The 13,121-nt window shown below is 49.8% G+C and carries 10 protein-coding genes and 1 pseudogene; 6 read left to right on the forward strand and 5 right to left on the reverse strand.

From position 1 onward, the window contains the following. Window position 1: 1 nt before the first annotated feature. Both H6F68_RS03110 and H6F68_RS03115 read right to left on the reverse strand, forming a co-directional pair. Window positions 2–451: a cupin domain-containing protein gene (locus tag H6F68_RS03110; protein WP_190431286.1), complete on the reverse strand. Its 450-nt coding sequence runs from the start codon at window positions 449–451 to the stop codon at window positions 2–4. Between the two features lie 40 nt (window positions 452–491). After that, window positions 492–1,277, reverse strand: a complete 786-nt coding sequence (locus H6F68_RS03115; RefSeq protein ID WP_190556372.1) for a cysteine hydrolase family protein — start codon at window positions 1,275–1,277, stop codon at window positions 492–494. 214 nt (window positions 1,278–1,491) lie between these two features. Here H6F68_RS03115 and H6F68_RS03120 point away from each other — a divergent pair, with 214 nt between their 5' ends. The 4 genes from H6F68_RS03120 (at window position 1,492) to H6F68_RS03135 (ending at window position 7,762) form a co-directional block, all read left to right on the forward strand. Then, a complete protein-coding gene (locus H6F68_RS03120) occupies window positions 1,492–2,928 on the forward strand; it encodes an amidohydrolase (protein WP_190556374.1) in 1,437 nt (478 codons plus the stop codon). A 444-nt stretch (window positions 2,929–3,372) separates the two neighbouring features. Continuing rightward, a complete protein-coding gene (locus tag H6F68_RS03125) occupies window positions 3,373–4,059 on the forward strand; it encodes an FHA domain-containing protein (RefSeq protein ID WP_190556376.1) in 687 nt (228 codons plus the stop codon). A 272-nt stretch (window positions 4,060–4,331) separates the two neighbouring features. Then, complete coding sequence (locus H6F68_RS03130; RefSeq protein ID WP_190556378.1) at window positions 4,332–6,452, forward strand: serine/threonine phosphatase; 2,121 nt, start codon at window positions 4,332–4,334, stop codon at window positions 6,450–6,452. A gap of 77 nt (window positions 6,453–6,529) precedes the next feature. Beyond that, window positions 6,530–7,762: a protein kinase domain-containing protein gene (locus H6F68_RS03135; RefSeq protein ID WP_190556380.1), complete on the forward strand. Its 1,233-nt coding sequence runs from the start codon at window positions 6,530–6,532 to the stop codon at window positions 7,760–7,762. An 87-nt stretch (window positions 7,763–7,849) separates the two neighbouring features. On the opposite strand, the gene H6F68_RS03140 is transcribed toward H6F68_RS03135, so the two are convergent. The 3 genes and pseudogenes from H6F68_RS03140 to rnhA form a co-directional block, all read right to left on the reverse strand. Beyond that, complete coding sequence (locus tag H6F68_RS03140) at window positions 7,850–8,086, reverse strand: DUF4327 family protein (RefSeq protein WP_242016726.1); 237 nt, start codon at window positions 8,084–8,086, stop codon at window positions 7,850–7,852. Between the two features lie 163 nt (window positions 8,087–8,249). Beyond that, window positions 8,250–9,179 carry a bestrophin family protein gene (locus H6F68_RS03145; RefSeq protein WP_277875999.1) on the reverse strand — a complete coding sequence of 310 codons (930 nt, stop codon included), beginning with the start codon at window positions 9,177–9,179 and terminating at the stop codon, window positions 8,250–8,252. A 537-nt stretch (window positions 9,180–9,716) separates the two neighbouring features. Beyond that, window positions 9,717–10,145, reverse strand: a pseudogene (rnhA, locus tag H6F68_RS29725) (ribonuclease HI); the annotation flags it as partial. A gap of 193 nt (window positions 10,146–10,338) precedes the next feature. On the opposite strand from rnhA, the gene H6F68_RS28375 reads away from it, so the two are divergent. Next, window positions 10,339–10,482 (forward strand): hypothetical protein, encoded by a 144-nt coding sequence (locus H6F68_RS28375; protein WP_199299861.1) that lies wholly within the window; start codon window positions 10,339–10,341, stop codon window positions 10,480–10,482. 235 nt (window positions 10,483–10,717) lie between these two features. Next, window positions 10,718–13,114, forward strand: a complete 2,397-nt coding sequence (locus H6F68_RS03160; protein WP_190556386.1) for a DNA polymerase III subunit gamma/tau — start codon at window positions 10,718–10,720, stop codon at window positions 13,112–13,114. The last annotated feature ends 7 nt before the right edge of the window (window positions 13,115–13,121 follow it).

Genomic DNA, 13,121 nt, shown 5'->3' on the forward strand with positions numbered 1-13,121 from the left:
CCTAACGTGCGCCCCACCCATCCGATCGCTGCAAAACGGCCAAATCCTCCTCGTCCAATTCAACCGAGGTGCCGCTACGAATCAGTTCGGCAAAGTCTTCGTTGGGCACCATAACGCAGAGGGCGTACAGACGACCCATGCCTATATTTTCAATGGCGTGGGTACCTGTCGGTGGGACCAATATACTATCGCCCGTCCGAATCGCTACAACTTTGCCATCACAATGGGCCAGCCCTTCCCCTTTCAAGATAAAAAACATTTCCACGGCAAATTGATGTCGGTTAGGTGGGGTTTTGCCACCAATATCAAAAATCTCGACACACATAGTGACCGATGCGTTGGCAATATTGGGATCAAATACGATCGCCAATCGATTGGTATCTTGAGGGCTGATGCGAAAAGCTTGATAATCGTTGGGAGTTTTAGCAACCGGAATCACACAAGCATTCATGACATTAGACTCCAAGGTTGAGGGGAAAGGTAGCTATTGACTAGTTGCTAGGGCTAATGGTTTTAATGCCATCAATCAGGGCATGGGAATTACTGACAAAACCAAAGCACTGCTTGACGTTATAGAGTGTGGCTTGCCAGCAAAATTCTGGAGAGGTAGTCGCGGTACAGTCTTGCAGCAAGATGCAATCGTAGCCGAGGAAATTGGCATCTTGCAGCGTCGCCATGACACATTGGTCAGCATTGACGCCAGTAAAAAATAGAGTAGTTCGACTCAAGTTTCGCAAGATACTATCGAGCGGGGTATCCCAAAAGCCACTCATGCGGTACTTATCAACGGCAATATCTTCTGGCTTTAGTTCTAGTTCATCAACGACTGCTGCGGCCCAACTATCTTTCCTCAGCACTGGGGCACCATTTGGCAGGCGATCGCCCAAACCCACCCCATCACCCGTGGGATTGTAGACGTGTCGAGTCGCAGGACTGATGTTCATCAAGTCAGGGCGATTGCCCCAGTTGAGCCAAATGACCGGAACCTGAGCGTTGCGTAGAACAGGCAGCAAGCCCTGCAACGGTGCGATCGGTTGCCGCGCTGGGCTGACATCGACGCCAATGGAAGCCAACCAACCGTCTGGATGACAAAAGTCATTTTGCATATCGATCACCAAGACTGCTGCTTTAGCCAGGTCTAGGCGTAAAGTTTTGGTTTCGGTAGCTAGTGTAATGAGTTGGGGATCAAGGGGTGGACGGGTAAGGTCGGCGATCGCAGCGTCTACATACCAAGCATTGGGTGGAACTCCGAGCGATCGCAACGAGGGATGATTCATAAAAAGCTATCAAAATAGTTTGCCAACAGTTCAAGCAACCTAGGATGAACCAAGTGTTTACAGCTTCACCTTAAACGGCTTTTGCAGTTGAGACAGCACTTTTTAATACAGCTTCAAAGCCTCAATCAGCAGTGAGAACGATACATTCCCACCCCTCATTCCCTAAGATCAAGGCAGAGTCGAGCCCCCTCAAAACATCACTTGGGTCAGGTTTGTGAGCTTTACAATTCAGAATGTTTTAATCCCGGTTGACCAAACTTACGAGACGGTTGATGTCCAAATTAACGCAGGACAAATTGCAGCGGTCGGTTCTCAGCTAGAAGTGGTTGGGACAGCAGTAGACGGTCAGAATAAGCTGCTGTTACCAGGTTTTTTCAATGCTCATACCCACTCCTCGGAAATGTGGCAGCGCGGCATCATTCCGCCCGTTCCCTTAGAGCTGTGGATTGCTGAACTGTACGAGTTTTCGCCGCTCAACCCGGAGCAAATTTATCTCAGTGCGTTGGGCACTGCGGTAGAAACCCTACTTTCTGGCGGTACTAGTGTGGTTGACCACCTAGTTTTAATTCCGGGCCAAGAACTAGAAACCGTAGCTGCGGCGGTGCGAGCCTATCAAGAGATTGGCATTCGCGCCTTTGTCGCGCCTCTGATTCAAGATGAAGCTCTCAGCGCTGGGGTGCCTTCTGGTGGTGCAGCCATCAACCATGACCCCTACCTGCGCTCAACTACAGCTACTCTGAACCTAGTTGAGGAGATGGTGCAGCAATTTCACCGTCCTGCTGAAGGGATCAATATTTTGGTGGCACCAACCGGAATCCAACTTTGTTCGGATGCCTTGTTTAAGGGCTGTATTGAGCTGAGCGATCGCTATAACCTCTGCCGCCATGCTCACTTGCTCGAAACCAAAGCCCAAAAGCTATTAGCCCAAGAAAAATACGGCTGTAGTGCGGTCGAACATTTGCAACAGATTGGTTATCTCAGCGATCGCACTTCTCTGGCCCACTGTGTCTGGCTAGACGATGCTGATATTGAAATTCTGGCCGAGACGCGATCGACTGTGGTGCACAACCCTTTGAGCAACTTACGTTTAGGTAGCGGCATTGCCCCCCTGCTGAAATATCGTCAGGCTGGGGTCAACGTCACGTTTGGTTGCGATGGTGCAGCCAGCAACGACTCGCAAGATTTGTTAGAAGCAATCAAAATTGGTTCACTTCTACACAACGTCACCGATCTGGACTACCAACACTGGATTACCCCCCGTCAATCAGTGGAAATGGCTTCCTTGGGAGGTGCCAAAGGCTTGAATGTCAGTGATCAATTGGGTTCTCTGACTATTGGTAAACAAGCAGACTTAGTAATGTATGACCTCACCAGCTTGTCTTTACTACCCCGCACTGATCCCGTCGGTTTATTGATCTTAGGGCGACCCACCAATGCAGTGGATAGCGTTTGGGTGAGAGGCGATCGCATTGTGGCGGCAGGTCAAGTTACCACCATTGACGTGAACAATCAACGGCAACAGTTGTTCCAGCACAGCGAATGGGTTACTCAACGGCGATCGCAGGAATTGCGGCAGGTTGAAGCTCGTTATCGCTCTGTTATGGGATTACCAAATATGGCATTACTAAAGCAGTCTCCAGGCTACTCATAACTTAACGAATGACTCCATAAGTTTTCAGCAAACTCTACCTTTTGGTGGTGTCAACAACCGTGCAATTAAGTTATCTAAGAGGCGTTTGGTACAACTAATTCCGTATTTTCGCGTACAGTTTCGAGTTAGCTCTCTCCGGAAGTCACTCCCTAAAAGTGTGTATCTATAACTAGGCTGGAACCGAAATTCAGTTGGGACCAAATCTGTTTAGCTGAATCCCCTTAAGGCTGCTAAACACTAGAGACAAGGAACTATAAGCATGCCAATGGCACTTTAGGGATCGAATCTCTCTGCGTGTAGGTGTATTCGTAAAGTATCCTAAGGCATTCTAAATCTGGCAAAATTACAGATCAGCCCAGCTGTGACTTCTCTCAATTTCAGGCTCCTCTGCCAACCTTTGCGTAAATCATATTAATCATTACTTTTAATTTGCTCTTGCAACTTATGATTACTTGTCCAAATTGTGCTCATCCTAATCCAGAGGGAGCCACCCAGTGCGAGGCCTGCTACACACCCTTACCTGAAACCGTAGCCTGTCCCAACTGTAAGGCTGCTGTTTCGGCTGGAGCTGAATATTGTGGTCAGTGTGGCTATGCCATGCAAAGTGTTAAGTCTGTCCATAGCCCTGTACCCCAAACCATCGTGAATCCTCCTACCCCAGCCTCCAACCTCCAAGCCGAAGTGCAGTCCAGCCCTATTGGGCCTGCCATAACGCCACCGCCACTGATCGCCGTCATGCCGGATGCAACCGTAGCACCCACCCCGCTACCACCATCGCCAACCGCAGCTAAAACGCAGTTACAGCAATTTACAGCTCGCCTACTACATGTGCAAAGCAATACGGTTCTGGAACTACCCCCGCATTTGGATGTGATTCATATCGGTAAACCCAATGATCGCGTGCCTCCGGATCTGGATGTGTCAGGTTTTGCAGATTCTGATATTGTGTCCCGTATTCATGCGGATATCCGAGCTGAAGCGGGTGCCTACTATATAGAAGATATAGGCAGTTCCAACGGTACTTATGTTAACAACCTGCCCTTGCGTCCCGGCGATCGCCATCGGTTACGTCCCGGCGATCGCATCTCACTAGGCAAAGGAGATAAAGTTACTTTCCACTTTCAAGCGTAATATTTCTAACCATAGGGGTTGTAACCCAGGTAGGAAGGGTTAGAAATTTTAGGTACCCTATACACAAGTCAACTTGCTAAGAATTCGTCACCCGCCTTAGCTCCAAGTTTGGTTCCTTAACAACTTTTTCATTCAACCTTTGAGGATCACTGATAGCAGGTCTGGATATTGATAGAGCCAACGGAAACTTGACTTAGACCACTGAGTTCGCAATTACAATCACGCCATCCTAGGGCTTGGCAGCAATGACGGGAATTTGAGGCAGTTTGATCATGCTTGTTTGTCCCCAATGTCAATTCGAAAATTCAGATACCAATAATTTTTGTCAGAAATGTGGCACTTCTCTGACCCAGAAAATTTGCCCAGACTGTGGTAATTCAGTGCCATTTGAGCTTAAGCAATGCCAAAGCTGCGGCGCGACGACGGCAACCGTGTGGCAAGCGATTGTTTGTGGGCAAACAGCGATTAAAGTAGATAGCGTTTCGACTTGGGGCTACTTAGACTCCAACCAGCGTTACCAATTGCTAGAGCCTTGGCCAACCCAAAACGGTGCTCAGCAGGGCGTAGCGATTAAAGTGTTGGATTGTCAGCCGTTTCAGATGTCGCTTTTGGAGACTCTCTTCTATCAAGTCTACAGCGGCAGTGATGCCCAGCCTCCTTCAGAGACGACAGCAGAGATAACAGCCTCGTCCCCAACTACTGCTGAAGCAACTTCTGAGACCACTCCTGAGGAAATGGTAGATCCAGAGGCGATCGCAACAAGTGCCGCAATCAATGCAATTCCCTCAGAGGACACAACGGCACTAGCCATTCCAGCGATCGCGGAGCCTTATTTAGCTTTGCAAGCAGAGTTTTACCACACGTTGCCAGGAGTTCACGATGCTTGGCAACAAGACCACCAATCGGTGTTACTGCTAGAGGACCGCTCTCACTTGCCACTGCTGGCTGATTTATGGCGGGATAGTGCAATTTCGCCATTGCAGATTTTGTATTGGCTCCGAGAAATCTCCGAGATTTGGGATGTCTTAGCTGCTTGGAACTGCTGTCAAAGCTTGTTAGAGATAAGCAACTTGCGGGTCGATGAAGACCAAGTCTTTTGTTTGCAACGCTTGTATGGAGACCTTGAAGGCTCGTTGCCTACCTTGCAGGATTTGGGCAAACTCTGGCAAGGGTTGTTCGAGCAGTCACAACGGACCCAGATCGCTGCACTGGCCCTGCTAATTCGCGATTTACAGGAAGGTAGTATTCAGACGACAGATCAGCTCCGTTCTCGCTTGCAAGCGATCGCCCAGGAACTTCAAAGCACTTTCACAGCCCCTATGATGAATCCTGAATTCTCTGACCCTAACTTCATGGAGGCTGGCAAAGTGGGTCCAGTGAGTCACGCCCCAGCCCAAACTACAACTGTAGCGACCAACAGTTCGTCAGAGAGTTCTAGCAATCCTCTTGTCCAGCTGTCAACTCTGTCAGATACAGATGACAGTAGTGCCGACGATGCGCCCACAGTTGTCCTACCAATGCAGTTAGTCAATCTCGAAGATGCGGGTCGCACCGACATTGGACGACAACGCGAGCACAACGAAGACTATTTTGGCATCCACACCGAACTCAAGAAGATTGAAAGCCCTCAGGGACGAACGATGCAGGGGAAAGGGCTATATATTCTCTGCGATGGCATGGGGGGTCATGCAGGCGGTGAAGTGGCTAGTGCGATGGCTGTAGATACGCTACGGCATTATTTTCAAACTCGTTGGCTAGAACCGCAGAACTCAGACAACTCAGAGCGGCGCGAACCGCCTCTCCCTTCAGAAGCAGAGATTCGGGAGGCCGTCCGTCTAGCCAATCTAGCCATTTACGACATCAATCAAGAAGATGCTCGTTCTGGTAGTGGACGAATGGGAACCACCTTAGTCTTGGTCTTAATTCAAGGCACCACTGCTGTCGTGGCCCATGTTGGCGACAGCCGCCTGTATCGTCTCAGCCGTCGTCAAGGTTTAGAGCAAGTGACGGTTGATCATGAAGTCGGCCAACGAGAAATTCAACGAGGCGTTGAACCCGAAATTGCTTATGCTCGCCCAGATGCTTATCAACTCACCCAAGCGCTAGGGCCACGGGACGAAAACTTTATTAATCCCGACGTGCAATTTATCGATTTGACTGAGGATACGCTGCTGCTACTTTGCTCTGATGGCCTATCAGATCATGACTTGCTAGAAACCCATTGGCGTACTCACTTAGAACCCTTACTGAGTTCTCAATCCAACTTAGAGCGGGGCGTTAATCAACTGATTGATTTGGCAAACCAATACAACGGGCACGACAACATTACGGCGATCGCAATTCGAGTCAGAGTACGGCCCAATTTAGCCCAACTGCGCCAATCTGCTGCTTAAGTGGCAAGCCGAAAGCCCAACTACTCCCTTACAATAAAAGGCTAGATTGATACCTATCGTGGCAAGGATTTCCCGATGTGGTTACCTTGACCTTATTAGACCCTCAAGCCCTGATTCCCCCTCAGCGTTGGTGTTTCGAGAACGAGCCAATTATTCGCATTGGTCGCTCTCCTGACAACCACATAGTGCTCAATAGCACCCTTGTCTCTCGCTACCATGTAGAACTGCGACAGACCGATGCGACCGATCTCGAAAGTCCTTGGGAGATGGTGAACCAAGGTAGAAACGGTACGTTTCTCAATGGGATCTTGGTTACCCAAGGGTTGCTGTTGGACGGAGCCTTGTTGCAGTTAGCTCAAGGTGGTCCTACGCTCAAGTTCCAAGTTCAAACCACCATAGTTCAGAGTTATCAACTTCCAGTAGTGGGATGCCCACATCTGGGCAATCCACCAGACAATCTCTTTTGCCTTCATTGTGGTCAACCCTTAAGAGTGGAGCGGCAGATCCGTCAGCACCAAATTCTCCGGGCTTTGGGTCAAGGCGGCATGGGCACAACTTATTTAGCTTGGGATGCGGCCCACGCCTCAACAGCACAAACCGCTCCGCAGCAGCTAGGAAGGTCGCCACTCCGGGTGTTGAAAGAAATGAATGCTGATATGGCTACAGTGGCAAAGGCGCAAGAATTATTTGAGCGGGAAGCTCGAATTTTGCAGACTTTGCAGCACCCTGGCATTCCTCAGTTTTTTGACTATTTTGTTGAGGATGGCAAGAAGTACCTGGTGATGGAAATGATCCAGGGTCAGGACTTGGAAAAGCGGATTTACCAGCAAGGCCCTGTGGGACTTAAACTAGCTCTGGAATGGATGGTTCAAGCTTGTCAGGTGCTAGATTACATGCATAGACAACACCCTCCGGTGATTCACCGAGACATTAAACCCGCAAACTTGATGGTGCGCCACCGCAATCAGCAAATTGTGGTGCTGGATTTTGGAGCAGTCAAGGAATTTGGCACTCCGTTGGGCACCCGCATTGGGGCAGAAGGATATAGTGCTCCTGAGCAAGAGCAAGGTCAACCTGTCACGCAGTCTGATTTATATGCGATCGCCCCTACTTTAGTATTTCTCGTGACTGGGGAAACTCCTTATAAGTTCTATCGAAAGCGGGGGGCTGAGTATCGCTTTCGCCCAGAAGGAATTCCCACCATTACACCAAGGTTACAAGCGGTGCTAGAGCGAGTTACCCATCCGCAAGTGGGCGATCGCTACCGAACAGCCCAAGAATTAGCCCAAGCGTTGGCTAGTTGTCTTTAATTCAAAGTCTGAGCTTACACGTTGGTGAACGAGAACTATAAGGGCAATCGCCCAGGATTGCCCTCAAGCTATAGCTGTTTTCGTGAATTACTCTTCGTCTTCCCAAGCCTCAACTTCTAAGAGGTCAATAACCGGGTCTTGCATTGTGAAATCGTAAGCTTGCAGTTCTTGCTTCCAATGGGGCCACTCGTCGCCATATAGAAAGGCAATTTTCCAGATGCTGTCGGTTGGCTTGATCAAATTTGAGTCAACCAGCGATCGCACCTGACGCTGCAGCTTCACCATTGGGTGAATAACCTGTTGGTTCATAACAACTTTCGTCATCGATAAATTTTGCAAATACTTCTACTGACCAACTTCCCAGGTAGATTCAGCACCTACGCGTAGATCTCTGTGCTGACGGGAAATCTTGTTCCAACTTCTTAATATAGCACAAGTGTTTGAAAGCGCCAGTCCCCAACAAAAATTTCTGAGTTTGAGCAACATTTCAAGAGGTCGGTGATTCTAGAGGTGCGATCGCAGAGCTATCTGAGTAAGAACGAGTGCAAGGAGCCAACGTGATTAGATCTTCGATGTTGCGGAGCATAGTGCTGCAAATGGCATCCAGCGGTAAATCGTTGGGATCGCGACCAAAGGGATTTTCAATTTCAATTCCAATTTCTTCGATGCCAAACAAGGTAAAGCTAACCAGCGCTACCACTGGTCCCGTAAACCAAGCGATTTCAGCTACCAGGGGAAAAGGCAATAGGAGGCAATAAATCAAGAGCAACTGTTTAAGGTGAATAGCGTAAGCCATCGGCATCGGAGTTTTGAGAATCCGCTCGCACCCACCCAAAGCGTTGACCATTTCATCAAGGAGGTGGAGCATGCCTGAGAGTTGGTAGGGATTGACGCGATCGCGACTATATTGCTCCTGTAGATAATCCCCAATCCAGAAAGCGATTTCTAACGGCGGGTGATTCATTTCCTGGAGCTTGAAATATTGCGATCGCTGCACCAAAGGTTCGAGTTCACTACTAACGGGTTCTTGGCGCAGATGCAGCTTGGTAGCAACCGCAAAAGCAACGAGTAAGCGTAGGGCAGCAATTTTATTGGTGCGCTCTTGGGGACTTTGCTCTACGACCCCAATCCAAATCTGGCGGGCGAGGTTCCGTACCGTGTTAACTAAGTGCCCCCAGCACTTACGACCTTCCCAAAAACGCTCGTAAGCGGTGTTGGTCCGAAAAACGAGCAGCAAACCTAGGACGATACTAGGAATCACGTTCGCGAAAATCGGCTGCGCAACTGGTAAGCCGAAGTAGAACAGAATGGAAATAAAAACGCCAAAAAAACCACATAACAGGGTTCGAGGAAATACAGACGGAATGACTGAGCCTTTTAGCTGCAAAGCCATTTGTAGCCAACGTCGTTTTTCCATTACCATGCAGCTTGAATATTTGAACGTTACTTGCAGCTAGTCTACCCGCTCTAGCTGCCAGAGGATCTGGTTGCCTTCACGGCGCACTCGCGAGACGACCCAGTTGCGCCAAACCCAGTTGTCACCTCGGCTGGTCACGGCGCTGGCGTTGACATCCATCAAATCAGCTAATTCGGAACTACTAATTAAATATCCCTGCTTGGCAATCTCATCCGAGATGCGGAGCGTTTCAATTAAGTTGCGGAGTTGGGCAACACGAACCTCGCGGGGCAAATTATCGAGGTTTTCTAAAGGGGCGGGGGCAATGGAATCTGTCATAGTCACATCCATCGTGGAAAGCTCAGCAAGATTGACACTGGATTGTACGGCGTTGGTGCTAGCAATGTCAGTTGTGTCTGATTCAGATGTGGCAGTTGTGGGCAACCCTGAGGGTGTAGTCGCGACTAAGTCTAACTCTGGCTCTAGGGAATTTTTAGAGTTTGCTGTTTGGGGCGAGCGTTGCTTCAAGGCTATAGGTCTGCTCAGGGAAAAGCTACGAGCGATCGCATCGCAGCGTTCGTTTCCCACATCTCCCGCATGGCCGCGAACATATCGCCACTCTACCTGTTTCGAGTTCAGTTCATCTAGGGTTTGCCACAAATCTTGGTTCAAAACGGCTTTGCCCTGCGCGGTTTTCCACCCTTTTTTTTTCCAACCCGCGACCCATTTGGTTACGCCATTTTTGACATACTCGCTGTCGGTGTAAAGGCTAATCGGTTCGCTTTGTTTAGCAGTGGCAAGAAACTCTAACGCAGCGATCGCGGCTTGCATTTCCATGCGGTTGTTGGTGGTTGCCGCTGCGCCACCGCCTAATTCCTGCCTGGAACCATCGGTGAAGTAAACGACGACTCCCCACCCACCGGGGCCAGGATTGCCAGAGCAGGCTCCATCGGTGTAAATGCTTTGAATTTTGGCAGAATCAGGCATGAGTCATTGGTGCAAAGAGAGACGCTGCATCACTCTAGCAGGTTGTGTTTCCAATGGGTTTTGAGAGACTGCTTAAAATAAACATAGGTCCAAAAAATTTACGATCGCGTGGCCCAAGAAACCCAAAGATCAACTCGCCGCCATTCGTGATCTACTCAGAACTAATGGTGGTGAGTGGACAGTAGAGCAAGTTGTGGCGCAATTCAAAGGAGTTGCCCGGAAAAAACAGGCGATCGCCGACCATCTCGAAAGCCTAGAATCTCTCGGCATCTTGGTCAGCCACACCGAAGCGAATGTTACCCGCTGGCACTACGCCGAACTGCAACAAGCGAGTTGAAAGAGCGATCGCCTTCATCACACAATCTCGAAATCACTACGATAAAATAGACTGAAACGCTTGTACTATTCACCCCTTCAAACGATCTTCTGTGGCATAGTGTTTTGCTACATGGAAAACTTGCGTTCAAACTATAGGATTGCAGTGGTTAGAGTATAGAACTCTATACTGATATCTGCTCTGCCATTGCCGCAGATTTTTTTGACTCCAGTGCTTTGGGACTGCCCTTAAACCGATGCCCTACGAACCGCTACACCACAAATATCGGCCCCAAACCTTTGCAGAACTGGTGGGTCAAGAAGCGATCGCCACGACACTCACCAATGCTTTGCGGCAGCGGCGGATTGCTCCCGCTTATCTATTTACAGGAGCGAGGGGAACGGGTAAGACCTCCAGCGCCCGAATTTTGGCTAAATCACTCAATTGCCTGCAAAGTGACGCACCCACAGAAACCCCTTGCGGCAAATGTGAAGTGTGCCGAGCGATCGCCAACGGTTCTGCGCTAGACGTAATTGAAATCGACGCAGCCAGCAACACCGGGGTAGACAATATTCGGGAATTGATCGAGCGATCGCAATTCGCCCCGGTTCAGTGTCGCCACAAGGTTTATGTGGTCGATGAATGTCATATGCTTAGTACTGCCGCATTCAACGCGCTGCTGAAGACGTTGGAGGAGCCACCCGATCGCGTGGTGTTTGTATTGGCAACCACCGATCCACAGCGGGTACTGCCTACGATTATTTCGCGGTGCCAACGGTTTGACTTCCGGCGGATTCCGCTAGAGGCGATGGTGCATCATTTAAGCGCGATCGCCCACAATGAATCGATCAACATTGCTCCTGATGCGGTGCAACTGGTAGGTCAAATTGCCCAGGGTGGACTGCGGGATGCCGAGAGCTTATTAGATCAACTGAGCTTGCTAGAAGGACAAGTGACGGTTGAGCGAGTCTGGGATTTGGTTGGAGCGGTGCCAGAGCGAGACTTGTTGGCTTTGTTGCAAGCGATCGCCACCAACGACCCTGCTCAAGTTCTTGATGGGGCACGTCACTTGATGAATCGGGGTCGAGAACCCCTGATCGTCCTACAAAATCTAGCCAGTTTCTACCGCGATCTACTCATTGCCAGAACTGCGCCGAGTCGAGGAGATTTAGTCGCGATTACGCCACCGACTTGGGCGCAATTGTGTCAGTTTGCTCAGCAACTCCCGATCGCTCTAATTTTAGAGGGGCAAAAGTATCTCCGAGCTGCCGAGGTGCAAATTAAAAACACGACTCAGCCGCGTCTATGGCTGGAAGTCACGCTGTTAGGTTTGTTGCCTTCTGAGTTAGGAGTAGAAACGTCTGTCGTGAGTGCTGCTCCCGTTGCACCCCAATGGATTCCAGTTCCACCGACAATTCAACCTGTCCCAACATCTTCAGCTTCCTTACCTGTTAAACCAACAGCGGTCAGCTCGTCTAATGGCAAAACACCCAGTGTGGCTGGTCAGTTGGAGCAATTGTTGAGTCAGGTTGCCAGCAAATATCAGCTCTCTACTCCAGCGGCGGATTTGGAAGTCCTGGCAGGTGCGATCGCCCAAGCTCTCTTGCACGACCAGGAATTTCGCAGTGCCTTGAGTGCGTTAATTTCTGCCCCTCAGCCCACTATTGCATCGATTTCAGAAACGGTAGAAACCAGCAGTCATATTCAAGCGGCAGTTGTAACTGAAACTGTAGTCCATGAAACCGCTCAGAATGGCGCAGCTCATGTGGTTGAAACCACTCATATAGAAGTTGATGAAGCGATCGCCGCTGTAGAAACCACAGCAATCGAATTGACAGAGCCTGAACCTCTGATTACCTCCATTAGCGAACCCGATAATTGGCAAGAAGCGGCTGAACAAGAGCCAGCATTCGTTGATCCGATAGACAGAGGGATGCTAGCAACCGAAGCTACCCCATTGCTGAACTTAGAGCAGTTATGGCAAAAAGTTCTAGGTTGTATTGAGTTACGGGGTACACAAGCATTATTGGGTCAACAGTGCTACCTGCTAGGACTGGACAAACAACAAGCCAAAGTGGGAGTGCGATCGCAACCTTTGGTCAAGATTGCTCAGCGCAGTTTGCCAATAGTCGAGGAAGCGTTTCAGAAAGCCGTGGGATATCCCGTCAAAGTAGCTCTAGTCGTAGCCACTGCCGCTGAACCCGCGCCTGCCATCCAAACATCTCCTGAGAACAATGCTCAATCTTCTGGAGCGATCGCACCTCAGCCCCCTCGGCTGACCGAAAGACCACCACAAAGTAGTTCTCAACCTCCAACCCCAGGGCCACAAAACGCTAGTCGTCCTGTTGTTGCTCCTGAGTCGAACTATTCCCAGCCGACCCAAACTACATCTACCACCGCTGCTTCATCAGAACCCGTTGCCACAGCAGATGCGAGTGCCGCGATCGAGCCGCCATCACTGCAAAACATTCCTTGGCAAGAAGAAGACGAAGTCACACGCGCAGCCAAGCGGCTAGCAGAGTTTTTCGGAGGCAAGGTAGTTGATTTAGAAAGCGGTTGGACTTCTGACGGTAACGAGTTAGTGGTCGCGCCCCCGATTAGCGAGTGGGATGAAACCGACCCAGGCGCAGAAGCAGATGAAGTGCCGTTCTAAACAAAAA

Origin of the sequence: Trichocoleus sp. FACHB-262 (assembly GCF_014696035.1) — a bacterium.
In the GTDB taxonomy this organism is placed as follows: domain Bacteria; phylum Cyanobacteriota; class Cyanobacteriia; order FACHB-46; family FACHB-46; genus Trichocoleus.